General features: G+C 42.3%; 25 protein-coding genes. 21 read left to right on the top strand and 4 right to left on the bottom strand.

What is annotated here, in order from left to right; genetic code table 11:
• Positions 1 to 98 precede the first annotated feature (98 nt).
• The 16 genes from DEAC_RS24765 to DEAC_RS22570 all read left to right on the top strand — a co-directional run bounded on the left by DEAC_RS24765 (position 99) and on the right by DEAC_RS22570 (position 16,609).
• Positions 99 to 512 carry a GtrA family protein gene (locus DEAC_RS24765; RefSeq protein WP_083995899.1) on the top strand — a complete coding sequence of 138 codons (414 nt, stop codon included), beginning with the start codon at positions 99 to 101 and terminating at the stop codon, positions 510 to 512.
• Between the two features lie 350 nt (positions 513 to 862).
• The gene (locus DEAC_RS04440; RefSeq protein WP_047808837.1) at positions 863 to 2,041 is read left to right on the top strand and encodes an ABC transporter substrate-binding protein; all 1,179 of its coding nucleotides are present in this window, start codon (positions 863 to 865) and stop codon (positions 2,039 to 2,041) included.
• A 68-nt stretch (positions 2,042 to 2,109) separates the two neighbouring features.
• Positions 2,110 to 2,997, top strand: a complete 888-nt coding sequence (locus DEAC_RS04435) for a branched-chain amino acid ABC transporter permease (RefSeq protein WP_047808836.1) — start codon at positions 2,110 to 2,112, stop codon at positions 2,995 to 2,997.
• 9 nt (positions 2,998 to 3,006) lie between these two features.
• Entirely contained in the window at positions 3,007 to 3,948 is a 942-nt protein-coding gene (locus DEAC_RS04430) for a branched-chain amino acid ABC transporter permease (protein ID WP_047809054.1), read from the top strand.
• On the top strand, positions 3,941 to 4,702 hold the full coding sequence (locus DEAC_RS04425; RefSeq protein WP_200903095.1) for an ABC transporter ATP-binding protein: 762 nt from the start codon (positions 3,941 to 3,943) through the stop codon (positions 4,700 to 4,702). Before DEAC_RS04430 ends, DEAC_RS04425 begins: the two co-directional genes overlap by 8 nt.
• Positions 4,702 to 5,406, top strand: a complete 705-nt coding sequence (locus tag DEAC_RS04420) for an ABC transporter ATP-binding protein (protein ID WP_047808834.1) — start codon at positions 4,702 to 4,704, stop codon at positions 5,404 to 5,406. Before DEAC_RS04425 ends, DEAC_RS04420 begins: the two co-directional genes overlap by 1 nt.
• A gap of 559 nt (positions 5,407 to 5,965) precedes the next feature.
• Positions 5,966 to 6,151 (top strand): hypothetical protein, encoded by a 186-nt coding sequence (locus DEAC_RS04415; protein WP_047808833.1) that lies wholly within the window; start codon positions 5,966 to 5,968, stop codon positions 6,149 to 6,151.
• Positions 6,152 to 6,338: 187 nt separating this feature from the next.
• Positions 6,339 to 6,482: a hypothetical protein gene (locus DEAC_RS23475; protein ID WP_161796418.1), complete on the top strand. Its 144-nt coding sequence runs from the start codon at positions 6,339 to 6,341 to the stop codon at positions 6,480 to 6,482.
• A gap of 569 nt (positions 6,483 to 7,051) precedes the next feature.
• Positions 7,052 to 8,728 (top strand): sensor histidine kinase, encoded by a 1,677-nt coding sequence (locus tag DEAC_RS04410; RefSeq protein WP_047808832.1) that lies wholly within the window; start codon positions 7,052 to 7,054, stop codon positions 8,726 to 8,728.
• Positions 8,729 to 8,742: 14 nt separating this feature from the next.
• Positions 8,743 to 9,513 carry a LytR/AlgR family response regulator transcription factor gene (locus tag DEAC_RS04405; protein WP_047808831.1) on the top strand — a complete coding sequence of 257 codons (771 nt, stop codon included), beginning with the start codon at positions 8,743 to 8,745 and terminating at the stop codon, positions 9,511 to 9,513.
• Between the two features lie 252 nt (positions 9,514 to 9,765).
• Positions 9,766 to 11,586, top strand: a complete 1,821-nt coding sequence (locus DEAC_RS04400) for a carbon starvation CstA family protein (RefSeq protein ID WP_047808830.1) — start codon at positions 9,766 to 9,768, stop codon at positions 11,584 to 11,586.
• Between the two features lie 15 nt (positions 11,587 to 11,601).
• Positions 11,602 to 11,907, top strand: coding sequence for a hypothetical protein (locus tag DEAC_RS04395; RefSeq protein WP_047808829.1), 306 nt, complete (start codon positions 11,602 to 11,604; stop codon positions 11,905 to 11,907).
• Between the two features lie 667 nt (positions 11,908 to 12,574).
• Positions 12,575 to 13,663 carry a 3-phosphoserine/phosphohydroxythreonine transaminase gene (gene serC / locus DEAC_RS04390; protein WP_047808828.1) on the top strand — a complete coding sequence of 363 codons (1,089 nt, stop codon included), beginning with the start codon at positions 12,575 to 12,577 and terminating at the stop codon, positions 13,661 to 13,663.
• A gap of 69 nt (positions 13,664 to 13,732) precedes the next feature.
• Entirely contained in the window at positions 13,733 to 14,896 is a 1,164-nt protein-coding gene (locus tag DEAC_RS04385; RefSeq protein WP_047808827.1) for a phosphoglycerate dehydrogenase, read from the top strand.
• 251 nt (positions 14,897 to 15,147) lie between these two features.
• Positions 15,148 to 16,386, top strand: a complete 1,239-nt coding sequence (locus DEAC_RS04380; RefSeq protein WP_047808826.1) for a DUF1015 domain-containing protein — start codon at positions 15,148 to 15,150, stop codon at positions 16,384 to 16,386.
• 79 nt (positions 16,387 to 16,465) lie between these two features.
• Positions 16,466 to 16,609 (top strand): LysM peptidoglycan-binding domain-containing protein, encoded by a 144-nt coding sequence (locus DEAC_RS22570; RefSeq protein WP_083995897.1) that lies wholly within the window; start codon positions 16,466 to 16,468, stop codon positions 16,607 to 16,609.
• A gap of 155 nt (positions 16,610 to 16,764) precedes the next feature.
• On the opposite strand, the gene DEAC_RS04375 is transcribed toward DEAC_RS22570, so the two are convergent.
• Positions 16,765 to 18,009, bottom strand: coding sequence for a M48 family metallopeptidase (locus DEAC_RS04375; protein ID WP_047808825.1), 1,245 nt, complete (start codon positions 18,007 to 18,009; stop codon positions 16,765 to 16,767).
• Positions 18,010 to 18,087: 78 nt separating this feature from the next.
• Between DEAC_RS04375 and DEAC_RS04370 the strand changes: the two genes are divergently transcribed.
• Positions 18,088 to 18,822, top strand: a complete 735-nt coding sequence (locus tag DEAC_RS04370) for an MBL fold metallo-hydrolase (protein ID WP_053006277.1) — start codon at positions 18,088 to 18,090, stop codon at positions 18,820 to 18,822.
• A gap of 134 nt (positions 18,823 to 18,956) precedes the next feature.
• Here the strand turns inward: DEAC_RS04370 and DEAC_RS04365 are convergent, their stop codons facing one another.
• Complete coding sequence (locus tag DEAC_RS04365; RefSeq protein ID WP_083995895.1) at positions 18,957 to 19,628, bottom strand: MarR family winged helix-turn-helix transcriptional regulator; 672 nt, start codon at positions 19,626 to 19,628, stop codon at positions 18,957 to 18,959.
• A gap of 168 nt (positions 19,629 to 19,796) precedes the next feature.
• Between DEAC_RS04365 and DEAC_RS04360 the strand changes: the two genes are divergently transcribed.
• The 4 genes from DEAC_RS04360 (at position 19,797) to DEAC_RS04345 (ending at position 24,432) form a co-directional block, all read left to right on the top strand.
• Positions 19,797 to 20,525 (top strand): sulfite exporter TauE/SafE family protein, encoded by a 729-nt coding sequence (locus DEAC_RS04360; protein WP_242847077.1) that lies wholly within the window; start codon positions 19,797 to 19,799, stop codon positions 20,523 to 20,525.
• Positions 20,526 to 20,936: 411 nt separating this feature from the next.
• Entirely contained in the window at positions 20,937 to 21,398 is a 462-nt protein-coding gene (locus tag DEAC_RS04355; protein WP_047808823.1) for an NADH-quinone oxidoreductase subunit NuoE family protein, read from the top strand.
• 4 nt (positions 21,399 to 21,402) lie between these two features.
• On the top strand, positions 21,403 to 22,698 hold the full coding sequence (locus DEAC_RS04350; RefSeq protein WP_047808822.1) for a complex I 51 kDa subunit family protein: 1,296 nt from the start codon (positions 21,403 to 21,405) through the stop codon (positions 22,696 to 22,698).
• A gap of 6 nt (positions 22,699 to 22,704) precedes the next feature.
• Positions 22,705 to 24,432 (top strand): NADH-dependent [FeFe] hydrogenase, group A6, encoded by a 1,728-nt coding sequence (locus DEAC_RS04345; RefSeq protein ID WP_047808821.1) that lies wholly within the window; start codon positions 22,705 to 22,707, stop codon positions 24,430 to 24,432.
• A gap of 132 nt (positions 24,433 to 24,564) precedes the next feature.
• On the opposite strand, the gene DEAC_RS04340 is transcribed toward DEAC_RS04345, so the two are convergent.
• On the bottom strand, positions 24,565 to 25,032 hold the full coding sequence (locus DEAC_RS04340) for a YopX family protein (RefSeq protein ID WP_047808820.1): 468 nt from the start codon (positions 25,030 to 25,032) through the stop codon (positions 24,565 to 24,567).
• 224 nt (positions 25,033 to 25,256) lie between these two features.
• Entirely contained in the window at positions 25,257 to 25,979 is a 723-nt protein-coding gene (locus DEAC_RS04335) for an SIMPL domain-containing protein (RefSeq protein ID WP_047808819.1), read from the bottom strand.
• Positions 25,980 to 26,065 lie beyond the last annotated feature (86 nt).

Raw genomic sequence — 26,065 nt, 5'->3', positions numbered from 1 at the left:
AACATAGGGGTTTATATTTCAAAGATTTATGAAGAAGTGAAACATAGGTATAGACCCAGATATTTGAGTTTCAAGAATACGAGGTAAAGGACTTAATAATGAATAAAGAGATGGAAGGTTCTACTAACTTTAAGGATAAAGGAAAGTATTCTTTGCCAAGGTATATTAAATATTTAATTGTTGGCGGATCGTCTGCGTTAATTGAGCTTTTGATATTCTCATTTTTAAGGATGTTATTCATTGATCTTACGATATCCAATATTATTGCTGTCGTTTTAGCGACCGTATTCAATTTCTTTGTCAACAGAGGATGGTCATTTTCCACTAGTTCAAACTTAAAACGAAGTTTCATATTATATCTTACTCTATTCTTACTAAACTTAACGTTTAGCACTAATGCAATACGAATAATGGTCAGGCTTGGATTTGTTGAGATATTTGCAAAAATAACCACTATGGCTTGTATAACAATATGGAATTACGTTCTTTATCGTAAAGTAGTTTTTAAGTAGCAGTAAAAAAAATCCCCTGGACTTTTTGTCTGGGGGATTTTTTTTAGGGGGGCACTTGTCGGAAAAAAGACGATATGAAAAGACATCTTTGACAAATTATTGTTAAAGAGGTTGAATAATTGGTAAATTAAGGTAACTAAAGAAAAAATACGTCGAAATTTTGTACTAACACAGTTTAGTGATTGACACATTAATGTATAAAATATAGAATATGCATAAATGGGAATTTTGGCAAACCTTAGTTTTTTCCAAAAAGGTTATGCGGAGGTGGGAGCAACACTTAAAAAAGCATCTTTGAACGATAGCCAAAGATACAATTAAAGAAAGAGATTTTAGGGGGAGAAGTAGAAATGAAGAAACTATTTGCAATGGCTACTGCCGCAGTATTGAGCCTAAGCCTGCTCGCTGGATGCGGTACCACAGGTGCCAGTTCTAACGGAGGCGGTTCAGCTGCCGGGGGTAACCTAAAGATCGGTGCTGACCTCGAACTTACAGGCGGCGTGGCAATGTTTGGTACGGCTGCCCAGAAAGCTATTGATCTTGCAGTTGAGCAGCAAAATGCCAAAGGCGGCCTTTTAGGCAAACAAATCAAAATGGATTACGCTGACAATAAATCCGACCCTGGTGAGTCTACTAATGCAGCTACAAAGCTGATTACCCAAGACAATGTTGTTGCAGTAATCGGAGCGATGACCAGCGGTAACACCCTGGCAGCGTCACAAGTTGCCATTGACAACAAAGTTCCGCTCATCACGCCGACCGGAACGGCTGACAAAGTGACTGTAGAGAATGGACAGGTTAAGCCCTATATCTTCCGCGCTTGTTTTATCGACCCCTTCCAAGGCCAAGTGGCGGCGCAATTCGCTGCCAATACTTTGAAAGTTAAAAAGGCCGCCATCTTTATTGACCAAAAGAGCGATTATTCCATTGGCCTTGCAGATGCATTCAGCGCTAATTTTAAGAGTGCTAACGGACAAATCGTTTCCCAAGAAAAATATGTTGCCGGCGACAAGGACTTTCGCCCACAGCTTGCCCGGATTAAGTCATCCAACCCTGATGTCGTGTTCGTGCCAGGATATTATGGTGAAGTTGGACCAATTGTTAAACAAGCCCGGGAAATGGGCATGAACCAGGCCTTTATTGGCGGTGACGGCTGGGGTTCGCCGGAACTGTTCAACTTGGCCAGTGCTGACCAGTTAAATAATTGCTATTATGTTAACCACGTGGCCATTGACGATCCGAGCATGGCTGATTTCGTCAAAGCTTTTAAGGCTAAATATAAGCAGGATCCTGATTCGTTTGCCGCTCTCGGCTATGATGCTGCTCGTCTCATGTTCCAGGCAATCAAAGATGCGAACAGCACAAACGGTGATAAGATTCGTACAGCTCTCGAAAACCTAAAGGGCTTCAAAGGTTTGAACGGTGACATCACGATGGATCCCAAGACTCACAATCCAATCAAAGATGCAGTCATCATCAAGATCGAAAACGGCAAGAATGTCTTTATGACAAAAGTATCTCCGAAATAAGCCTCGTAGGGAGAAGGGGGGGCAATCCCCCTTCTTTTAATTTTTAAACTGACAGTAGGAGGAACATTATGCACAGCATCACAGAGCTTCTGCAACAGCTCGTGTATGGACTGTCACTCGGAAGCATTTATGCCTTAATTGCTTTAGGGTACACCATGGTTTACGGAATCGTTAAGCTCATTAATTTCGCCCATGGCGACGTCATGATGGTTGGCGCTTACATGGGTTGGCTTGCAATCACAGTATTCCACTTCCCCTTTTTCCCAGCTATTCTCTTTGCGATGATCGTGGCAGCGATCGCCGGAATTATTATTGAACGGGCAGCGTATAAGCCTTTGCGCAACGCAACTCGTATTGCTGCTCTTATTACTGCTATTGGTGTTTCCTTGTTTCTTGAATACGGCGGCATGCTGGTTGTCGGGGCGCAAATGCGCACCTACCCCAACGTTTTTCCTGAGACGATGTATAAAATTGGAGGAATTACTTTTAAGTTTGGGGACATTGTCATGCTGGTGACCGCTCTCGTACTCATGCTCTTACTTCACTTCACGGTTCAATATACGAAGATTGGTAAAGCTATGCGTGCTTCTTCATTTGATATGGAAGCTGCTCTTTTAATGGGTGTAAACGTCAACACAACGATCTCTGCTACATTTGCTATAGGTTCAGCCCTGGCTGCAGCAGCAGGTGTTCTGTACGGAATTTATTTCAACTCTATTGACCCATTGATGGGTATCACTCCGGGGTTGAAGGCTTTTGTTGCGGCTGTTTTGGGAGGAATCGGGATTATCCCCGGGGCGATGGTCGGAGGGCTGGTTCTGGGCGTCACCGAGTCTCTCGTCAGTGGTTTAGGAGCCTCGACCTGGCGTGATGCCGTGGCCTTCTTAATCTTGATTCTTGTTCTGATTATCAAGCCAAGCGGGCTCTTTGGGAAAAATCTGCGGGAGAAAGTGTAGGTGAAAAGAGTGAGTATTCTTAACCGAAAAAATGCCTTGACGTTGTTCCTCGTTATTGTGATTTACGCTGTCATTCAGGGCTTGATCGTCACCGACATTTTACCTCCCCTCTATACTTCTACCCTGATTCAGGTCTGTATCTATGTGATTTTAGCAGCAAGCCTGAATTTGATTAACGGAATTACCGGGCAGTTTTCCATCGGGCATGCAGGCTTCATGGCCATTGGAGCCTACTTTGCCGGGATTGTAAGTGTCAAATTCCATGGCCCTTTATTTCTGGCCTTACTCGCAGGTGGTATTGTAGCAGCAGTGGCCGGTTTCATTGTTGGTTTGCCAACGTTGCGTCTGCGAGGAGATTATTTGGCGATTGCCACACTTGGATTGGGCCAGATCGTCATGATTATCTTCCAAAATATGGACTATTTTGGTGGAGCGGCAGGTATGCAAGTCGGCCGCCACGTCAATTGGTCATGGGCTTTTTGGGGGACAATCATTAGCCTTGTCGTAATCCACAACTTTGTTAATTCCACTCATGGGCGGGCTTGTATCTCTGTGCGCGAGAATGAGATTGCTGCCGAAGCAATGGGGGTTAATACAACGAAATACAAAGTTCTAGCCTTTACCTTGGGTGCTTTTTTCGCCGGTGTTGCCGGTGGTATCTATTCGAATTATATGTATTTTATTCAACCCACAACGTTTAACTTCCTAACGTCATTCAACATTCTTGTTATGGTAGTGCTTGGAGGGCTAGGCAGCATGACAGGCAGCATTCTAGGTGCATTAATTATGACAGTTTTAAATGTGGCTTTGTCAGGGATTCCATCGCTGCGGATGGTTATTACAGCCCTTCTTCTCATCATCATGATGTTATTCCGTCCTTCGGGTTTAATGGGGACGAAGGAGTTCAACCTAAATTTCCTGGAGAAGAAGGAGGAGAGAACCGTTGCTTAAAATTGAAAGTCTCTCCAAATCCTTTGGCGGGCTTAAAGCTGTTTCAAATCTAAATATTGACATTAAGGATGGCGAGCTGATTGGCTTGATTGGGCCTAACGGTGCCGGGAAAACAACTGTATTTAATTTAATTACGGGAGTTTATGAACCCACGGAAGGGGAAATCTTGTTTCGGGAACGCAAGATCGGCGGCCTCAAGCCATATCAAGTAACCCACAGAGGGATAGCCCGTACGTTTCAGAACATTCGCTTGTTTGCTGATTTGACTGTTATAGACAATGTAAAGATCGCTTACCATCAACACGCTAAGTACAGCTCTTTAGGAGCAATCCTGCGGTTACCCAGTTATTTCAAAGGGGAGGCCGAGATGGAGAATAAGGCCCTGGAACTGTTGAAGGTCTTTCATCTTGAGGGCAAAGCCAAAGAGGCTGCCAAAAACCTCCCTTACGGTGAACAACGAAGGCTGGAGATAGCAAGAGCGTTGGCTGCGGAACCTAAGCTTTTGCTTCTCGATGAACCAGCGGCCGGTATGAATCCTCAAGAAACACATGAATTAATGGAACTCATCCGCTGGATCCGCGATACCTTTAAGCTAACTATTTTACTGATTGAACACGATATGTCCTTAGTCATGGGAGTCTGTGAACGGATTTATGTTTTAGACTATGGAACAATCATCGCTCAGGGCGGTCCGGATGAGATTAAATCCAATCCGAAAGTCATTGAAGCTTACCTGGGAGAGGAGGCCATCTAATGTTAGTGCTGGAAGATGTCCATGTTTATTATGGAGCCATTCACGCTTTAAAGGGGATCTCCCTCCAGGTAAACCAAGGGGAAATTGTCACGCTGATCGGATCCAATGGAGCCGGAAAGAGTACATCTTTAAAAACAATTTCTGGCTTGCTGCGCCCGAAACAAGGAAAAATTAGTTTTAATGGTGAAGATTTATCCAAGATTCCACCACAGAAAATTGTGGCCAAGGGTATTTCCCAAGTTCCCGAGGGTCGCCGGATTTTTGCCAATATGACTGTTTCGGAAAACCTTGATATGGGTGCTTATCTGCGCAAAGACAAAAGCGGCATCAAGCAAGATGTAGAGAGAGTTTTTGAACTTTTCCCACGTCTCAAGGAGCGTAAAAGCCAAGTCGCAGGCACCCTGTCCGGCGGAGAACAGCAAATGCTGGCTATGGGCAGAGCCTTGATGTCCAGGCCGCAGCTGCTGTTGCTGGATGAACCATCTATGGGACTTGCTCCTATTTTAGTGAAGCAGATTTTTACGATCATCCAGGAAATTAATGCTCAAGGCACTACTATTTTATTAGTGGAGCAGAATGCACATATGGCCTTGTCGATTGCCAACCGCGCTTATGTTTTAGAGACCGGCAAGATCGCTTTGGGCGGACAAGCTCAGGATTTGGCCGCAAGTGAAGATGTTCGCAAAGCTTATCTGGGGGGATAAATAAGGCCAACATCGAGACTTCGGCGGGGGACTCTACCGTTAATCTATTGTTAATAGAATAAACGACAAAAGGTTGTATATAAAAGGATAGTAAGGTTATCTTCAAGTAAATAATTGAAGATAACCTTAATTTTTGGGTTAATAATTATTAACAACAATAAATAATACTTGCACTTAAAAGAGATTCTTAGTGACTGCTGTAAAACTTATGATGTTAATTAATTGATGCTTATTTCGGCTGCGGTGGTTTGATTTGAGGAGTTGGATTGCTTTTTTGGGGAGAAGATGGAGGATTACCTTGATCAAACGTACTCATGTTTTGACACTCCTTTAAATTCAATTTGAATTATTCTTTGCAATAACTAAATTTCTAAACCTTGATTCAATCTGCCAATTTCCGGTGATCTATATATTAAGTGCGAACCATCATACGTCATGTTTACAGACATGCTTAAGATTAAGCTAATTAGGCAGATACCGTGATAATTAAAAACCCTCATACTAGTACCAAAGGTAATATTATCTTCACTAGAGAATAGAACAATAACGGGGGGATAATATGAGTAGTTTGGGTTTATCAGTAGAAGAAATTGAAAAGCTGTTAGCCGGCAAGGTAATAAATGCGGAAGTTATTGCGGAGGTAATAGTCAAAAACAATAAATGTATCGAATTGGATATCGAAGAGAAAAATAAGAGATTTTATGAGTGTGTTAAGCGTATGGTTGATCTTGAATTATTGTATTGATCAAATATAATACAATGAATGTCGCGGAATAGACGAAAGGTTCCAGATTTTCTTCAAGAATTCTTAATAGAGTAATCACATAAACATCGCAATTTGTTTAAGATCATAACGATATGTTTCGGTTATTATAGAATTATACTCATAACAGTTAATGTGCCCAAGCTAAATAAAATCGGAGATTAAATTTATGTCTAACAAAGAAAAGTTTGTAAAAGAATTAATAAAAGAGGAAATCTATAAGGCAATGAGAGAAATCGAGGAGTTGCTTCTTACTCTGATCGAGTTGAAAGAAGATGATTTAAATAGGGATTTTGAAAATTTCAATTTCTGAAAATGTATCTGGAATCACTTATGTCCCCGAAAAGTGGCAATACGTTGGTAAGAGAAGCAGCAAATTAAGTCTTTTATATAAATAATTATTATCGATAACATACTGTTTACCTATGGACGAAGCGTGGTGGCAATGATACTCTTTATATAACACCTTTTACCATACTTTTGCACCTTGAATTTTCCTCTTCGACTTCCATCGGTAAGGATGGGAGTTCTTTTTTGGCAAAAACGGTTCACAGAAATAGCATAAGTTGAAGTTAAGATGTTTTGTATCGTATGCGCTGTATAATTAATAAAAAGCCGGAGAGAATATTCAATGTTACTGGAACTATTTTTTACTTAAATACTCTCACCAACGGTGCTGGGAGTATTCTTCTTCGCGGGAATAACCTCTTGTCCTCTTGTTGGGATAAGGGGTTTGTTAGTTTTCGAAGCTCTTGCCGTTATATATTAGACACTAGGGAATAGTTGCTCTATACTTATATCTAGAGTTGACCGAATTGGAGTTTTAAATAAAGCAAACCATGTTTGAATTCTGGGCACTATTTTTTCTAAGGTGGTATTAAAATGCTTCTGCAGCTATTTTTTAAATTGGCTCAGAATATAAGTGTCATTGTAACTATTTCATTTCTTTTGAGTAAGACTCGGATCTTTAAAAAAGCCATGAAACTAAAAAATAATCTCTGGGAAAAGCTCTTATTAATTTCAGTTTTTAGTGCTATTGGAATTATGGGTACATACACGGGAGTTTCAATCAAGGGCGCTTTAGCTAATTCGCGGGTTGTTGGTGTTGTGGTTGGCGCTTTAATCGGAGGGCCGGTTGTCGGGATTGGAGCGGGAATCATAGCGGGGCTTCACCGTTACTTAATTGGAGGTTTTACAGCGGCTGCCTGCGGATTAGCTACAGTAGCGGAGGCCTGTACAGCGGCTTGGTATGCTCGAAAGAGAAGCTCCAAAGATTTTTCCTGGAAGTTCGGACTTATCATTGGGGTACTGACTGAGACGCTGCAAATGTTAATTATCCTGGCGATCGCCCGCCCTTTTTCGGCAGCCTGGGATTTAGTCAGTGCTATTGGACTGCCTATGATTGTCATGAATTCTGTTGGAATTGCTATCTTTGTTGTCATAGCTCGAAACTCCCTTGAGGAGGAGGAAAGAGCCGGAGCTTTACAGGCCCAAAAGGCTTTAGAAATCGCTAAAATTACCTTGCCTATTTTAAGTAAAGGTTTAGACGAGTATACAGCCAAACAGGTTGCTCAGCTAATATATGACCGTGTGGAAGTCGAAGCGGTGGCACTGACAAACAAAGAAGTGATTTTAGCTCACGTGGGAAATGGTTGTTCTCATCATTTAGTTGGTACCCCGATAATGACTGAGGCTACCAAAGAGGCTTTGAATGCCGGCGAAATGAAATTGGCTCTGGACAAGGAGCAGATCGGCTGCCCAAATAAGGACTGTACTTTACGCTCCGCAGTAATTGTTCCTTTATTCAGCCGTGGAGCAGTGAGCGGTTCCTTAAAACTCTATCAGGACCGTGAACGTGGCATTGGAAGTGTTGAGATTCAGCTGGCTCAAGGATTGGCGGGTTTGTTTTCCACACAATTGGAACTGGCAGTCTTGGAGGAGCAGGCGAAATTAATCAGTAAAGCTGAGCTTAAAGCACTTCAGGCTCAGATTAACCCTCACTTCCTCTTTAATGCCCTAAATACAATTGTTGCCCTCGTGCGGACGGATGGCGAAAAGGCCAGAAAGCTGCTTATACAATTGGGCGAATTTTTTCGAAAGAATATTCAACGCGGAGACAAATTTGTAACTCTACGGCAAGAGCTTGAGCATATTAGGGCTTACCTGACTATTGAACAGGCACGCTTTGGTGATAATCTTAAAGTAGTTGAAAACATACAAGCAGAGGCGGAAGATTGGCAATTACCGGCTTTAACATTACAGCCGCTTGTGGAAAATGCAATTAAGCATGGAATTTATCCCAAAATTGAAGGTGGTACCGTAGATATTAGCTGCTGGGTTGAGGATAATGCTCTGCGGGTCGTGATTAGTGATGACGGAGTGGGAATTGAAGCGGAAAGGCTCGAAGAAATCTATCAAAAGAAGGGCAATTCCAGTCAGGGAATGGGACTGGGGCTGAGCAATGTGAACGATCGATTAAAATATCTCTACGGTTCCGGCCTTTTAATAGAAAGTGAACAAGGGAAGGGAACAAGAATTTTGTTTAGTATTCCCAGTTGAAAGGTGAGGGGAAAATGATGCGGGCGTTTATTGTTGATGACGAGGCTTTATCCCGGGATGAACTAAGGTATCTGCTGGAACAGGAGGAAGATGTTTCTGTTGTGGGGATGGCTCGTAACGGGCGAGAGGCTTTGGAGTTGATTCCCCAAATGCATCCTGACGTTGTTTTTTTGGATATACAGATGCCGGATTTGTCCGGTTTGACTGTGGCGCGTGAACTGCTGACTGCGATGGCACCGCATGACGTTCCTCTGTTTGTCTTTGCCACAGCCTTTGATCAACACGCCCTGGAAGCGTTTGAGGTTAATGCTATTGACTATATCCTTAAACCCTTCAGCGATGAGCGTTTGCAAAATACACTTGAGCGCTTGCGCAGCTTCTTGGAAAAGGTCGGAGATTCCGATAGGCTCGAAAAGGATAAACTTGATCGAATCTTGAACCTCCTGGAGAAACCTTCAGGTCAGGCGAAACTTCCGGTAGAAGAGAATGAACGGATTATACTTTTGGAAGCAAATAAGATTATTTATGCCTGGGCAGAAGATCGGCGTGTTTTGGTGAAGACAGACACGACCACTTATAAAACAGGATATAGTTTGAGTGAACTGGAAGCAAAATTGGGTTTATTGCAAACGCATAAGAGTTACTTAGTTAACAAAGATATGGTTCGGGAAATCGTGCCTTGGTTTAACGGGACTTACAATTTAATTATGTCAGATTCGGAAAAATCACAAGTACCGGTTAGTCGAACCTACGTAAAATCTGTGCGCTCTGCGCTAAAATTTTAGCAGTTCGCTATTGATCCGAGTTCACTCAAGTGATCTATAATCTTATCAAAGAAAACGTGCCCTTTAGGCGCGTTTTTTTACGTCTTAGTCAAAGATTTCTCCGCTTTTTAAAAAAGTCTGCTATGATAAAAACACAGTGGCCGCTGTAAATATTCTTTAGGAATCAAAGATAATTAAAATTGGTACTAATAATTACTAAAAATTTCTAATATTCCATTTGCTTTAGAAGAATTTAGAAAGGGAGGATTAAGTATGCATGCGATTTATCTCGTCATTGCTGCCGCCTGTATATTACTGATTGGCTACCGCCTTTATGGAACGTTTATGGCCTCCAAAGTTCTGGCCATTGACCCTCGGATAGTTACACCGGCTAAACGTTTGGAAGATGGGCATGACTTTGTTCCGACGAATCGCTGGGTCGCATTTGGCCATCACTTCGCGGCAATCGCTGCCGCCGGACCTTTAGTAGGACCGGTTTTGGCTGCTCAATTTGGCTACCTGCCGGGTACCTTGTGGATTCTGATTGGAGGAGTCCTGGGAGGAGCAGTTCATGATATGGTGGTTCTGTTTGCTTCAATCCGGCACGATGGTCAATCTCTACCTCAGATTGCTAAAAAGGAAATAGGTCCTGTAACAGGAGCTGCGGCATCATTAGCGGTATTATTCATCTTGATTATTACGATGGCCGGCTTGTCAATTGTTATTGTTAGTTCTTTGAATACCAACCCCTGGGGGGCCTTCACAGTTGCCATGACGATTCCCATCGCCATCTTTATTGGAATTTATATGCGTTTCCTGCGCCCGGGAAAATTGGGTGAGGCATCCGTAATTGGAGTTGCGCTTATTCTCCTGGCAGTGGCGCTCGGGCCCATGATAAAGAGTTCAGCTTTAGCTCCTTACTTTAATTACAGTGTTCATGCTATCGAAATCGCTCTCCCTGTCTATGCCTTTGTCGCCGCGGCTTTGCCCGTTTGGCTCCTTTTGGCGCCGCGCGATTATTTAAGTTCTTATCTTAAGATCGGCACAATCGGTGCCTTGGCTCTGGGAATCATATTTGTGAATCCCGTACTGCAAATGCCGCCTGTAACAAAGTTCATCAACGGCGGCGGCCCAATTATTGCCGGTAAAGTTTGGCCCTTTGTCTTTATTACCATTGCTTGCGGAGCCATGTCCGGTTTCCATAGCTTAATTGCTGCTGGGACGACACCGAAAATGCTGGAAAGTGAAAAAGATATTAAGATTGTTGGCTTTGGCGCGATGCTCATGGAATCTTTCGTCGCCATTATGGCTATGATTGCCGCATCCGTTCTCCCAGTGGGGGATTACTTTGCAATTAATACCACACCGGCAGTTTTTGCTCACCTTGGCATGCATGTTGACAAATTACCCATGCTTTCCAATCTTATTGGGTTGAATGTCGCAGGCCGTCCCGGTGGATCAGTTTCTTTAGCAGTCGGAATGTCCTATGTATTTAGCAGCATACCTGGTTTAAGCCATTTGGTTGCTTACTGGTATCAATTCGCTATCATGTTTGAAGCCGTATTTATTCTCACTGCAGTAGATGCCGGAACGAGAGCAGCGCGCTATGTTGTTCAAGATATGATCGGCGTTGTCATTAAACCTTTTAAAAAGATTACCTGGTGGCCGGGTGCTGTCATCAGTGCAGCTCTTGTCTCATTCGCTTGGGGTTATCTCTTGTATGGCGGGAATATTTCCACAGTTTGGCCGCTCTTTGGAGTTTCGAATCAATTGCTCGCTTCATTAGCTATGGTGGTCGGTACGTCGATTATTTTAAAGAGCACCGGGCGAATCTCCTATGCCCTAACCACCTTTATCCCATTTATTTTTCTGTTCATAACGACCTTAGATGCCTCCTACTTTAATGTCACAAAAGTTTATCTGCCTCAACATATGACCTTAAATGTTATTCTTTCCGTCATTATGGCAATTTTGGCTTTGATCATCGTTGCTGATGCTTTTGTTAAATGGGCAGCCTTGATAAGAGATAAGAAAACTCTTGAGAGCCAAAGACTCCGACATCAAGAAATCGTTAAAGATCTTGCAGCGAAGTAATTGAGGTGGCGAACAATGTGGACAATCTCTCCGGAGGCTCTGGCTTTTCTTGAGAAAAGAGAAGTCGCGACGATTTCAGTAGATATGCCGATAATTGTTAATGGATGCTGCCTCCAGATTTCTGAGCCGCCCCCTGTGTATTTGGGTGAGCTCAAGGTGAGAAAAGGGTTAAAGGTCCCTGCAGGGTCTTATACGACATTGGAAGTCCAAGGGATTAAACTCAATGTTCCCTCTCATTTACGCAACATGAATCTTGTGATTGATTTGACTCGCTTTTTTCGCAGAGAGAAATTGGTCATCGAAGGTTGGAATCTTTGCTAGGTATTGGAGATTCATTCTCGTGAACTAAATTAATTAAATGCAGAAAAAGTATTGACAGAAAGAAATAAATGGATTAAAATCAATCCCAATACAACGTTCGAAATACACTTCAACACGATGAAGGGAAGTCCCGGTCTTAAGCCGTTTAGAGAGCTGGCGGTTGGTGCAAGTCAGTCTGCTAAGTCTAAGGATTCCATCCCGGAGTGGCCAATGATGAATTGTGACGGGTTCCGCCCGATAGCGCGGACAAAAGTTGGCCGATTTTGGCAACATGGGTGGCAACGCGGGAATAACCTCTCGTCCCTTTAGGGGATGAGAGGTTTGTTTGTGTTTATAGCGTTTATTTCCTATGCTCTTAACTGGCTTGAACTTGGGTGGCACCGCGGAATTCCCGCCCCAATGAAGGGGCGGGTTTTGTTGTTTTCTGGACATCCAGTATATTACAATTTAATTAAAATATTTAAGAAAAGGAGAGTTGTGTAAATTGTTAACGAGAAATAGTGATAGCAGTAATACGCAGTAATAGGTAGTGACACGCAGTAATACGCATATTACGCAGTGGTAGGTAGTAATAGGCAGCGATAGTAGTGAGAGATAGCGATAGATAGTGACAATTGTGATAATGAGAAAGTTAAATTTGAGGATAGAATAAAAGGAGGATTATTTCATGGCAAGAATATACAATTTTTCAGCAGGTCCGGCCGTATTACCGGAAGAGGTGTTAAAAGAAGCGGCAGAGGAGATGTTGGATTATAACGGTACAGGCATGTCTGTTATGGAGATGAGTCATCGGTCAAAAGCCTTTGAAGAAATAATTACGGATGCTGAGAAAACGTTAAGAGATTTGATGAACATTCCGGAGAATTACAAGGTATTGTTCCTCCAAGGCGGAGCATCCCAACAATTCGCGATGATTCCAATGAACTTGATGAAGAATAGAGTAGCAGATCACATTAATACCGGGCAATGGGCTAAAAAGGCCATCGCCGAAGGCAAAATTTATGGCAAGATCAATGTCATCGCTTCTTCTGAGGATAAGATGTTTTCCTATATACCTGACCTCAAGAACCTGGCAATATCCGATAATGCTGATTATGTGTATATTTGCCATAACAACACAATCTATGGCACAAAATATAATCAGTTACCAGAAACAGGCGGCAAGATCTTAGTTGCGGATATGTCCTCGGATATTCTTTCAGAACCGGTTGACGTCACGAAATACGGCATCATTTTTGCCGGCGTTCAGAAAAATATTGGCCCTGCAGGAGTTGTGGTCGTTATTATTCGCGAAGATCTAATTACCGATGATGTCTTGCCTGGGACGCCGACAATGTTAAGATATAAGACCCATGCCCAAAACAAATCCCTTTATAATACCCCTCCTGCCTACGGTATCTATATCTGTGGCAAAGTATTTAAGTGGGTTCAAAAGTTAGGCGGTCTTGAGGCTATGAAGAAACGAAACGAGGAGAAGGCAGCGATCTTGTATAACTATCTCGATTCAAGCAAACTGTTTAAGGGAACTGTCGTCAAGAAGGATCGTTCGCTCATGAATGTGCCCTTTGTTACGGGTTCAGAGGAACTTGATGCTAAATTTATCAAAGAATCAAAGGCAGCCGGCTTTGAAAACCTAAAAGGGCATAGAACTGTTGGCGGAATGAGAGCGAGTATTTATAATGCTATGCCAATTGAAGGTGTTAGAAAGCTCGTGGAATTTATGAAAAAATTTGAGGACGAAAACAAGCAGCTTTAGTGAGTGAAAAGCGGATTTAATAATAAGCAGGCAAATAACAAGAGGATTTAAGAAGGAGTCGATGAAACAATGTTTAAGATCAACCGATTGAACAATATAGCCCATGTGGGCTTGGACTTACTCACGGACAATTATGAGATGGTGGAGGGCCTTAATACTGCCGATGCGGCACTTGTCAGGAGCGCAAATCTTCATGAAATAGAACTGCCGAATTCTTTGAAGGCTATAGCCCGAGCCGGAGCCGGAGTTAATAATATTCCTCTCGATAAATGTGCTGAAAAAGGAATTGTTGTTTTTAATACACCGGGCGCGAATGCAAATGGAGTTAAAGAGATTGTAATCGCCTCATTGATTCTTGCTTCTCGTGACCTTCTGGGAGGAATAAACTGGGTGACTTCCGTTAAGGAGGAGCCCGAGGTTGCCAAACTCGTGGAAAAAAATAAAGCTAAGTTCGTGGGAACTGAAATTAAAGGTAAAAAACTAGGGGTAATCGGATTGGGAGCCATCGGAGTTATGGTTGCCAATGTGGCCATTAAACTGGAAATGGAAGTCTACGGCTATGATCCCTTTATTTCTGTGGGCTCTGCCTGGAAACTTTCAAAGTATATTAAGCCAAGTAAATCTTTGGAAGAGATCTATCGTGAGTGTGATTTTATTACGGTTCATGTACCCTTAACCGATACGACCAAGGGTATGTTCAATCAAGACGCTTTCGCCCTAATGAAGGATGGAGTTAAACTTCTTAACTTCTCCAGAGACACTTTGGTTAATGATGACGACATCATCGCAGCTTTAGATTCAGGCAAAGTTGGCAAATATGTAACAGATTTTCCTAATCCCAAAGTGGTTGGACATCAAGGAGTTATCGCAATTCCTCACTTAGGAGCTTCGACGAATGAATCAGAAGATAATTGCGCCGTCATGGCAGTTGTTCAGCTGATGGACTATCTGGAAAATGGGAATATCAAAAACTCGGTCAACTTCCCTAATTGTGACATGGGAGTTTGTACTCAGGCAGAGCGTATTGCTATTCATCATCGCAATGTACCCAACATGTTAAGTCAATTTACCGCAGCGTTTGCCAAAGAAAACATTAATATATCGGACATGATGAATAGGAGTAAAGGACAGTGGGCATATACCATGCTCGATATCGAACCTCCTTCGAATCCTGACATTATTAAGAGAATCGAAGACATTGATGGGGTTTTGAGAATCAGGGTCATTAAGTAATTCTACCTATTTACACTTCGGTAAGCAGAAGAACATGATTAAACGAAATTCTTCGTGCCGCATAATAGTGAACTCATTCAGCTAAAGCCGAACATCGGGGCTTCAAGTAGTGGGGACCTTAAAAACTGGATAAATTAACTTGAGGGGACCATTTTTGATCCCCTTGAATTTTGTTTATCGGAGAATGATCGTAAAATTTAATGATACTAGAAGCAACGAATAACTATTTCTGGGAATGGAGGAAACATACTTTGGCTGCGATCAAACCTTTTAAAGCTGTAAGACCCCGAGAAGATATTGCCGGCAGAGTTGCCGCACTGCCGTATGACGTTTTTAACCGCGAAGAAGCACTAGCCGAAGTCTTAAAAGAACCGTTCTCTTTTTTGAAGATTGACAGAGCTGAAACTCAATTTGCCAAGGACTTCAACCCGTATGATGCAAAAGTGTATGAGAAAGCAAGAGATATCCTTCAAAAAATGATCAGCGAAGGTATCTTCATCAAGGAGAACAAGGACTGTTACTATATCTACGAGTTAACGATGAATGGCCGTTCCCAGGCGGGTCTTGTTGGCTGTGCCTCGATTGATGATTATCTGCATAACGTTATCAAAAAGCATGAGAAAACGCGGGAAGAGAAAGAAATTGACCGCATCAATCATGTGGATATTTGCAATGCTCAAACCGGTCCAATATTTTTAGCGTATCGTTCCCAAAAAACTATTAATGACATAGTGGAAAAAATAAAAAGGGAAAAGCCAATATATGATTTTATCGCTCCTGACCAAATTAGGCATACAGTATGGAAAATTGCTAACGAGACTGATATCGAAAAGATCGCAAGAGTATTTAGAAAGATCGAAAGTGTCTATATCGCTGATGGCCATCATCGCACGGCTTCTGCAGTAAAAGTTGGATTAAAACGAAGAGAAGCCAATCCCAATTATACTGGAGAAGAGGAGTTTAACTTTTTTCTCTCCGTGCTGTTTCCCCATGACCAGTTGATGATCTTAGATTACAACCGTGTGGTCAAAGATTTAAACGGTTATACGAAAGAAGAGTTTCTCAAGGCTGTGAGTCAATCATTTTTAATCGAAAATATTGGCCAAGACCCATATAAACCAACAGAAAAGGCTGCATTCGGGATGTACTTGGAAGGAGTTTGGTATAAGTTAACCGCCAAGAAGGAGATTCGCTCAGATGACCCGGTTGAGGGGCTTGACGTTTCTTTACTGCAAAATTATCTATTGACACCTATTCTGAAGATAAAGGATATTCGGACAGACAAGAGAATTGATTTTGTCGGCGGAATAAGGGGCCTTAAGGAACTTGAAAGAAGGGTCAACAGTGACATGAAGGTCGCCTTCGCAATGTCCCCAACTTCTATTAATGAATTGCTTAATGTATCCGATGCAGGTCAATTAATGCCGCCAAAGTCGACCTGGTTTGAACCGAAACTTAGGAGCGGATTATTTATTCATGAACTGGACTAAGATAATTATTTCGCCCAAGCACCGAACAAACTCCTCGTGGAATATTTTGGAATGTAGTCGAAATGAGGAGGGATATTTAATGTATCATTACGTTCGCAGAGGCGATACTTTGCATAAAATAGCTCAATGTCATGGAACTAGTGTGCGAAGACTTATATCCTTAAATCCACAGATTTCTAATCCAAATTATATCTATCCTGGGCAGCGAATTAGAGTTCATTAATTTTTGCAGCGTGGAGGGTTTAAGCTCTCCACGTTGCATTTTATATCGGGATTCTCAACCCTCCCTTTATGTTAGCCTTTGTTTTTGATATTTATAGAAGCAACATAAAAAGGAAACCTAGGCAAGCACCTAGGCAAAAGGATTGAAGGAAAGAATCAATTAGGCCGATACTCTCGTTCAAGATCGTGGATTCTGGTTAAGGTCGGCGGATGATCATAGCTAAACCAGACTATGAACCCTGGAGGGTCTAGATCAGTTAAACTATTGCGTGCCAAATCTTCCTGAAGTTGAATTTCCGCCGGAAGGTTGCCGGTTAGCTCTAAAGAGAAATAATCGGCATTTCGTTCCATTTGTCTGGAAATGGCATTTTGGAGGGGGCTGCTTACAAAGAGGAGGAGAATAAGTGCAAGCTGCAAGGCGGCCCAGAGCTCTGGTGGTTTAGTGGAGTTTTTGGGCAGCCATGGCTTTAAGAGAAAGGTCAAGATACTAAAAACGATAAAACCGCCTGCCATTCCCAACAGGAGTCCGTGGGCAACATCGTTATGACGCCAATGCCCCATTTCGTGAGCAATAACAGCCTTGATCTCAGGCAGGGAATAATTTTTTAACAGGGTATCATAAATTACAATTCGCTTTGTACTGCCTACTCCGGTAAAATAGGCGTTGGCAAAGGTCGTTTGTTTGCTGGCATCCATCTCGAGAACAGAGCCAACGTTTAATCCTGCCTTATGTGCAAGTTCATTAACCATGGTAGTAATTGCGGACTTAGGTAGGGGTTCAAAATGGTTGAAAATTGGGGATACGATAATGGGCCAAAAGAAATATTCCACAACGAGCCAAAGACTAAACAACAGTGAGCCGACTAACCACCAATAGCGGGATATTTTATTGACCAATAGGAAGAAAATAATCCCTCCTGCCAGTGAGAGAACAAGATCAATACTTGTATTTTTTAAATAATCGATCCACCAAGCAACTTGACTTTGGGTACTAAAACCCCAGATTTTCTGCCAGTAGTATCCGCTGTAATATGAGAAAGGCAGAGAAATTAAAGTGCTTACAAGCCATATGGCAAGGATGGAAAGGACGGAAACTAACCAATAATTTCGGCTAAGATTCCGGACACGTTGAAACAAAATGCGCCCTCTGGTACTAAAGAGCAGCCAGGTTAAAAAACCGATCTGCAAACACAAATGGACGATATAAACAATACGGGGAGCGTAATTGTATATTCTGGCCTTCTCTGCTAAAGCTAAAGAAAAATACTTGCTTATGGAAGGGTCAATTGGCCTGGGAAAGAGGGCGGAAATGAGATAGAGAAGCGCAAAGACCGCTGTTAAACTTAGAAGAAGGAACCAGGCTTGAGAAATGCGGCGGAAGCTGTTGCCGATCGTTATCATTTTTTATTACCTCCTTGCAACTTTGCGTGTATGTTATTATTATAGATCCAATTAGAGTAACAATGGAGGTTGAGAGAATTGAAAATTGCAAACGGCGTTGAAGCCCTTGAACTGACAGTTAATCTCATGGGGCGTCAAACAACCATTTATCCAGCACTATTTTGGGATAAAGACTCTGTAATTCTAGTAGATGCCGGTTTCCCGAGTTTAGAACCACAAATTAAGGAGGCCATTGAAAAAACCGGGGTTTCCTTTGATCGCTTGACCAAAGTTATTATAACTCATCAAGATATTGATCATATTGGCAGTTTACCGGAAATCTTGGCTTGTTCACAACAAAAAGTTGAAGTATTAGCACATGAGGTTGAAAAGCCGTACATTCAAGGTGATAAGCCCCTGATTAAAGCGGATGCTGCGAAACGATCTAAACTCTTTGAAACGTTACCGGAAGAGCAACGAAAACGACTTCAAGCGGTATTTTCCAACCCTCCGAAAGCTAAAGTTGACAGAACTATTGAAGATGGTGAAGAACTCCCTTATTGCGGCGGAATTATCGTCATCCATACACCAGGACATACTCCCGGTCATATCTGTTTGTATCATAAAGCAACTAAAACGTTGGTGACCGGAGATGCCCTTACTGCCGATGACGGCCTATTATCAGGGCCCAATCCCTCTGCTACTTACGATCTAGATGAAGCGAACAAGTCGATGAAGAAACTAGCTCGATTGGATATTGATAATGTTATTTGCTACCATGGGGGCGTATTTACTAATGATGTACAAAAACGGATTTTGCAGCTGGCTCTTTAATGTTTGAGAGCATAAAGACGATGAACTTAAAACTGTCTGAGCGATTAAACAAAAACAAAAACTTCTAAAAGCCTAAAAAACCAGCCCTCTGACCTAAACTAAGTTAGGTAGAGGGCTGGTTTTTTTACTATAATCTATTTATCATCGAAACTATCCGGTTTATCTTCAGTCTTAGGATTTTGGCCAAACTCTCTGGGATCAAAAGGAGACCGTCCCTCTTCTCTGCCGAAATGGTGAGCAAATTGTCCGCCATGGAAGGGCGGATGACCGCCTCTCCGGTCACAATGCGGGCCAAAACCCCTGCCGTCAAAAGGCGGATGTCCATGGTCATGTCCATGTCCATGCCAATGTGTTCCAGGTTCAATATTTCCGAATTGCTGTTCTAACTTATCAATAATACGACTCAGATAGTCGCTGAGAGCTGATTGCTCCTCTTGATTTAGACAGCTGAATAAGGATTCAGGATCTCCCTGCCGTTCATTTTGGTCAGATACCGTTTTTCCCGCTTCCGTCAAACGTACTTCCATAACACGGCGGTCAGTCTGGGAAGGGGTTCGGGTGATAAAACCGCTTCGCTCTAATTTTGCCAGCAATTCCCCCAAAGATTGGGAGCGAATATCCAAGATATCGGAGAGTTCCTTCTGACTAATTTCCGGCTTTAACTTCAGCAGTGCCAGAACCCGGCCTTGGCCTCGATGAGAGTCCCCCATGGGGCCATGGTGCCTGTGGTTGTGTTGATGATAGCGGTGAAGGAGCCATTCAAGGCGGACAAATTGATCGAATAAGTCTAACTCATTGTTAGTCATAATTAATCCTCGCTTTCTGTAAGCAATTAATATTTAGTAAGGTACCTTATGAATAGAATTATAAAGGTACCTTACTAAATTGTCAACTATGACTTTCATAGACTCCTTGGTGTATGATATAAAGCATGAGCGTTCAAGCAGATATAAAGGAGATGATCTAGGGTGTTAATGTTGACGACACTCTATATAGTTCTGGTTGTTTTGCTGGCCAGTCTTTTACAGACCTTGACCGGGTTTGGTTATGCTTTGCTGGCGACCCCCTTGCTTACCTTGGTTATAGACACAAAGGAAGTCGTAATGTTTACGCTGGTAACCTCAACACTGATCAGTGTAATTATGATTTGTCGAACGGCCGGGAAAGCAAGGTTCCGTCAGTTGATCCTGCCTTTTGCAGCCAGCATCATGGGGATACTTCCCGGTTTGTATGTTATGAGGGTTATAAGTGAGAGTCTTTTAAAAGGCTTTGTTGGCATTGTTCTTATAGCGAGTTCCATTCTCATGACTAAAAGTTCCAGGATTAAAATCCGCCGCCAAGGATTGTTTAAGGCTGTGCTTGGCTTTATAAGCGGTTTTCTGACTGCCACAACCGGCCTGGGCGGACCGCCGATGGTTTTATGCATGATAGCGCTGAGTGAAGATAAAGAGCTGGTGAGAGCCAGCCTGGCACGCTTTTTCCTCCTTTCAAACATCGTAACCCTAAGTATGTCTTATTTTGCTCAAACGTTTCACTTGGAATACCTCAATTTCAATGTCTTGGTTGCCTGTCTGGTCATTTTCTTAGGCTACTGGATCGGCGAAAAGTTATTCGTTCGCCTTGATTTTCCTACCCTTAAAAAATTTGGCCTAAGCGTTATCTTGTTCAGCGGTCTGGCCATGTTCGCTCAATTTATACATTAGTTTAAAACTATGTTCCAAAAGAAAGTTCATTAGAACTAGTCAAAAAGAGTTTCAGGGTTCCTTGATAGGAATTCTGAAACTCTTTTTGACCTCCATTGGTAACTGAATGGTTGGTTATATTGAATGGTTTGGCTATTTTGTGGAAAGTTAAACTATGGTCTTGTTTGCAAGATCTGCAATTGATCCTTAAGAAGTTTCCGAGAAAGATCAAAGAATTAATCAGAACAAAAAGTAAAGTGTGAATAATAATCAAATTAGAACTTTGGCAAAATACTTGTTAATTTTATCACAATAAGCTAATATTTGTTTTGTATAATGAAAGCGCGTTTCAAAGAATTGAACAAATATTGCAACTAATTATGAATTAATATCTATTGTTTATTTGCAGAACAAAACAAAGGGGTATTACAAATGGAAAAAGTCGACGAGGTTTTGGAAAAGTTCCGATATGCTAAAGAAGACCTTATACAAATTCTGCTCGAACTACAGATGCTTTCGGGGAAAAATTATTTGCCCCAGGAGTGGGTGGAATATGTTGCGAAGGCCCTTGACATGCCTATGAACAAGGTTTACGGAGTTATGACCTTCTATGGGATGTTTAGCACCAAGCCCAGAGGGAAAAATCTCATTGAAGTTTGTAAGAGCGGTCCCTGTCATGTGTCAGGTTCTCAAGGTATTGAACTGATGTTAGAAAAAGAGTTGGCAATTAAGCCGGGGGAAACAACTGACGATGGACTCTTTACTTTGGAACGTTCCAATTGCTTTGGTGCCTGCGATATAGCCCCTGCCATAAAAATCGGCGAAAAAGTTTATGGCAATTTAACACCGGACTCGCTCAGAGCAGTCATCAAATCTTACAGAGAGGAGGCTTAACAGTATGGGAAACACCAAGATATTAAGTTCGCGTTTTGGGAAAATTAAGCCGGACTCCGTGGAAGAATTTGTTGCTGCCGGTGGTTACGAAGGGTTAAAAAAAGCAATTACCATGAAACCTGAAGAGATTATTCAGGAGATTAAAAATGCCTATCTTTTTGGACGAGGAGGAGCGGCATATCCCACGGGAGTTAAGTGGGAACAGGCTTATGCCATTCCTCTGGAAAAAGGGCCCAAATACATGATTTGTAATGCGGACGAAGGAGAACCGGGAACTTTTAAGGACCGCCATATTATGGCAGAGGATCCCTTGATGTTAATCGAAGGGATGACAATTGGGGCCTTTATTTTCGGGGCTAAGGAAGGATACATTTATTGCCGTGGTGAGTATTCCGGAATTCAAAAAATATTAAAAAGTGCTATTAAGAACGCTACAGAGGCTGGATACCTCGGGGAAAACATCATGGGTACCGGACTGAACTTTAATATAAAGGTAGTTTCAGGAGCAGGAGCTTATGTGTGCGGCGAAAATACCGCCTTAGTTGAATCAATCGAGGGAAAAACCGGAAGGCCCAGGCGTAAACCACCATATATCAAGAATGCGGGCCTTAATATGATGCCGACCGTCTTAAATAATGTAGAGACTTATGCCTGTATTCCCTGGATTGTTAAGGAAGGCGGAGAAACGTTTCTATCGGTGGGGACGGAATTCAGCGGCGGGACAAAATTGATGTGTCTCTCCGGAAATGTTGTGCAGCGGGGAGTTTATGAAGTGCCTTTTGGAACGACCCTTAGAGAACTTATTTATGGCCTCGGCGGGGGAATTGCCGGCGGCAAAACGTTGAAATTTGTACATTTGGGTGGATCAAGCGGAGCTTGTTTCCCTGAAGAATTACTGGATACAAAAATTTGTTATAACGACCTGCGGAAAAACGGTTTATCACTGGGTTCAGGAGCCGTTCTTGTTGTCGATGACACTCATTGCGTTGTTGATTATCTCAAGACGGTCATGGAGTTCTTCGAAGATGAGTCCTGCGGTAAGTGTACTCCTTGCCGGGAAGGAAATCGAAGAATGGTTGAAATTCTAGAAAAGCTGACTTCAGGCAGAGGGGCGAAGGAAGATCTCGAGCGTCTTCAGAGATTAGCTCGGACGATGAGAAATACAAGCTTTTGCGGCCTGGGCCAAAGCGCTCCAGTTCCTGTTACTACACTGCTCAAGCATTTTGCAGCTGAATTTGAAGCTCATGTTCAGGGCCGATGTCCCAGTGGAAAATGCAGCATGAGCGGGGTAAGGAGGTAAATAAGGATGGAAAAGATCAACCTGACAATTGATGGCATAGATATTTCCGTTGCCAAGGGGTCTACGATTTTACAAGCGGCTAAAGAAGCCAAAGTCGATATTCCAACACTTTGTTTCCTGCAAGGAGTTCATGAACCAGGCTCTTGCAGAATCTGTGTTGTTGAAGTTGAAGGCTGGAGGGGACTGCAGCCTGCCTGCGTGACGAAGGCTGAGGAAGGGATTGTAGTTAAAACCTCAAGCAGGCTGGTGCGGGAGACACGGAGAGACATCTTAGAGCTCATATTGGCAAACCATAATCGGGAATGCTTATCTTGCAAGAGAAATCAAAAATGTGAGCTGCAGAAACTAGCCGAAGATTTTGGCATTGACTCCAATTACTATGAAAAAAAAGGAACTTGCGTGGAGTTGGATCAATCCGGCCCGGTGGTCAGGGATACCAGCAAATGTGTTTTATGCGGCCGATGTGTCAGCGTTTGCTCGAACATTCAAAAGGTTAATGCCATTGACTTAGCCTATAGAGGGCCCAATACCTCTGTCACCACTCCCTATGAACAAAGTCTATCTCTGCGTTCCTGCATAAATTGCGGGCAGTGTATAAAGGTTTGTCCCGTAGGCGCACTTCAGGAAAGAGATGATACGGAAAAGGTTTGGAAGGCGCTTGAAGATCCGGAACTCCATGTCGTCGTCCAAACAGCTCCTGCTGTCAGAGTTGCTTTGGGTGAGGAATTTGGCCTGCCTGTTGGAACCAATGTTAAAGGGAAAATGGTAACTGCCCTTAAAAGATTAGGGTTTAATAAGATATTCGATACCACCTTTGGCGCAGATCTTACCATCATGGAAGAAGGTACAGAACTGCTGCACAGGATCAATAATGGAGGCAAGCTGCCGTTGATTACTTCTTGCTCTCCAGGATGGGTTAAATTCTGCGAGCATAATTATTCCGATTTTCTGGATAATCTTTCAAGCTGCAGGTCACCTCAGCAGATGTTTGGAGCGGTAGCTAAGTCCTATTATCCGCAAAAAGCAGGTCTTGATGCGAACAAGGTCTTTGTTGTCTCGGTTATGCCTTGTACAGCCAAAAAGTTTGAAGCAGACCGTGAAGAACTGAAGATCAATGGCCTTAAGGATGTTGATGCTGTCATAACGACGAGGGAACTCGCTAAAATGATTAAACAGGCGGGTATAAACTTTAATGAACTATCAGACAGCTATTATGATGAACTTCTTGGCACTTCAACCGGTGCAGGTGTAATCTTTGCCAATACCGGAGGGGTTATGGAAGCAGCTCTGCGAACAGTTGCTGATATTTTAACCGGTGAAGATCTTCAAACCATTGAATATCACGAAGTTCGTGGTTTAGAGGGAACCAAAGAAGCAACAGTCAATATCAATGGGATGGAATTAAATGTGGCAATTGCCCATGGGACAGGTAATGCGGCGAAGCTCCTTGATACGATCAGGGAAGGTAAAGCAGACTATCATTTTATTGAAGTTATGGCTTGCCCTGGAGGCTGTATTAATGGCGGCGGTCAGCCGATTTTGATGGATAAATCCAAAACTCAAGAGGTTAATCAATTACGAGCTGCCAGTATCTATTCCTTAGACAGAACAGCCGTTAAGAGAAAATCCCATGATAATCCTGAAATTAAAAAGATTTACGCAGAATTTTTGGACAAGCCAGGCAGTAGTAAGGCTCATCAATTACTGCACACTCATTATATTGCCAGAAACTAAAGAGTTGTTCTTGGAAAGCTTGGCAAATGAATTATGGCTTTCGCTGAACGAGTTACTAAAAATAAAAACAAATAGCGAAAAAGAAAAAGAACTCCGTATATGAAAATATTGCGGAGTTCTTTTTGGCGGCGTTTAGTTAAGTAATTCTGCGTTCTCAAACCAGTTTCCGATAACTTCGGGTTGGTTCGCTTTATCTAATTGATTAAGAAATTGGTCATCCTTATTAACGATAATCCATTCACCGGATTGTTCGCTATACTGAATTCTTCCCAAAGTTTTGGCTGAACTATTTGTTAAATTACCTGCAGGGCAGAAGGCAATAATGTCATTGCAGAAAATCTTCTTCCCTTTCTTGTCCCAAAGATTCGTGAATTGCATAGTATCGAACCCTATATACGCTATGACCTTTTCCTCCCAATCGTTTTCATAATGGTTCGACAAACAATTTAAGGTATAATGAATCCCCTCTGAGGAAATATGAACAGGATATTCGGTATGCCCTAACTTTTTTAGATAATCAGGAAGCCATAAATCTTGATCATAAATCAAGGCCATCTCTTTTTTATCATAGGCTCTGAATTCTCTTACGTCTTTGCCCATAGCACCGCTCCCCTTACAATTTAGCTATTTTCAGTATAATCTAAATAGTGAAGTTCGTCTATAATATTAGACTTTTCAATTATCTTATTTTAGTTACGCCACAGGTGCACTGCTTAGAGAAAATACTTTCGGGAAATTTTAGTATAAAGTTAAAGGGACAGGTACGTTGTTTTTTTAAAACAATGTCCTGTCCCTTTAGTTCTTAGCCTAAGTTGATCAATGAACTATTTTTGCTGAACCGTATAAGACAGATCAGCCGTAGCCGAGATTGTAATCTTTTCCGGACTTTGTGGTTGGGGAGTTGCAGAAGTGCTAAGGGAAACAGAATTTCTGGTGTAAGGCTGAATATTGGAAGCTGAATTAAAATCAATTTTGAGGCTGTCTAATTTGTCTATCGTAACACCTAAAGCGTTGGCACTGCTAAGAATATTCTGTTTCGCAGCGGCAATCGCGGAAGCAATGACTTGATCTTTGTATTTCGCTGGATCTTGGATGGAATAGTTAACCGAATTTACATTGACTTCGCTGATATCTGCCAGTTTATCGAGAATTTCCCCGACTTTATCTAACTCTTTAATAGTTACGGTCATACTGCTGTTCGAGGAGTAGACGGTAACTTCATTTTTAGTATTATTATCTGTTTTTGTATAGGAATAAGTGGAATAGTTTGTAGTCGTAATAGCATCTTTGCTTAGACCTTCGCCTACAAGCAAATCCATGGCCTTGTTAACAGCAGTCGAATTATTTTCCTGCGCTAACGCCGCACTGCTTGCTTCAGTCCTTACGGATAAATTGAGTTGGACTATGTCAGGGTCTACGTCTACGGAACTGGTTGCCGAAGTCTCGATTGTACCTGCTTGTTGCTGAATTTCTGCAGCAGATGCGGTTTGAGCAAATAATAGGGTTAGCACAAGGGCAAAAAATATAAGCTTAAGACTCTTTTTCAATTGAGACGCCTCCTTAGTAATTTATCATTCTAAAAAATCATCTAACAAAACAGTAACCAAATTAGGTTTTAAGGGCATTGACAGTT

The sequence above is a fragment of the Desulfosporosinus acididurans genome, assembly GCF_001029285.1.
GTDB classification, from domain to species: domain Bacteria; phylum Bacillota; class Desulfitobacteriia; order Desulfitobacteriales; family Desulfitobacteriaceae; genus Desulfosporosinus; species Desulfosporosinus acididurans.
The sequence above is the reverse complement of the archived record's forward strand: the minus strand, read 5'-3'. Positions and strand labels throughout refer to the sequence as shown.

Coding starts and splice junctions, on each gene's coding strand:
- DEAC_RS24765 (WP_083995899.1), top strand. CDS start 99: ATGAATAAAGAGATGGAAGGTTCTACTAACTTTAAGGATAAAGGAAAG.
- DEAC_RS04440 (WP_047808837.1), top strand. CDS start 863: ATGAAGAAACTATTTGCAATGGCTACTGCCGCAGTATTGAGCCTAAGC.
- DEAC_RS04435 (WP_047808836.1), top strand. CDS start 2,110: ATGCACAGCATCACAGAGCTTCTGCAACAGCTCGTGTATGGACTGTCA.
- DEAC_RS04420 (WP_047808834.1), top strand. CDS start 4,702: ATGTTAGTGCTGGAAGATGTCCATGTTTATTATGGAGCCATTCACGCT.
- DEAC_RS04415 (WP_047808833.1), top strand. CDS start 5,966: ATGAGTAGTTTGGGTTTATCAGTAGAAGAAATTGAAAAGCTGTTAGCC.
- DEAC_RS23475 (WP_161796418.1), top strand. CDS start 6,339: ATGTCTAACAAAGAAAAGTTTGTAAAAGAATTAATAAAAGAGGAAATC.
- DEAC_RS04410 (WP_047808832.1), top strand. CDS start 7,052: ATGCTTCTGCAGCTATTTTTTAAATTGGCTCAGAATATAAGTGTCATT.
- DEAC_RS04405 (WP_047808831.1), top strand. CDS start 8,743: ATGATGCGGGCGTTTATTGTTGATGACGAGGCTTTATCCCGGGATGAA.
- DEAC_RS04400 (WP_047808830.1), top strand. CDS start 9,766: ATGCATGCGATTTATCTCGTCATTGCTGCCGCCTGTATATTACTGATT.
- DEAC_RS04395 (WP_047808829.1), top strand. CDS start 11,602: ATGTGGACAATCTCTCCGGAGGCTCTGGCTTTTCTTGAGAAAAGAGAA.
- serC (WP_047808828.1), top strand. CDS start 12,575: ATGGCAAGAATATACAATTTTTCAGCAGGTCCGGCCGTATTACCGGAA.
- DEAC_RS04385 (WP_047808827.1), top strand. CDS start 13,733: ATGTTTAAGATCAACCGATTGAACAATATAGCCCATGTGGGCTTGGAC.
- DEAC_RS22570 (WP_083995897.1), top strand. CDS start 16,466: ATGTATCATTACGTTCGCAGAGGCGATACTTTGCATAAAATAGCTCAA.
- DEAC_RS04375 (WP_047808825.1), bottom strand. CDS start 18,009: ATGATAACGATCGGCAACAGCTTCCGCCGCATTTCTCAAGCCTGGTTC.
- DEAC_RS04365 (WP_083995895.1), bottom strand. CDS start 19,628: ATGACTAACAATGAGTTAGACTTATTCGATCAATTTGTCCGCCTTGAA.
- DEAC_RS04360 (WP_242847077.1), top strand. CDS start 19,797: ATGTTGACGACACTCTATATAGTTCTGGTTGTTTTGCTGGCCAGTCTT.
- DEAC_RS04355 (WP_047808823.1), top strand. CDS start 20,937: ATGGAAAAAGTCGACGAGGTTTTGGAAAAGTTCCGATATGCTAAAGAA.
- DEAC_RS04350 (WP_047808822.1), top strand. CDS start 21,403: ATGGGAAACACCAAGATATTAAGTTCGCGTTTTGGGAAAATTAAGCCG.
- DEAC_RS04345 (WP_047808821.1), top strand. CDS start 22,705: ATGGAAAAGATCAACCTGACAATTGATGGCATAGATATTTCCGTTGCC.
- DEAC_RS04340 (WP_047808820.1), bottom strand. CDS start 25,032: ATGGGCAAAGACGTAAGAGAATTCAGAGCCTATGATAAAAAAGAGATG.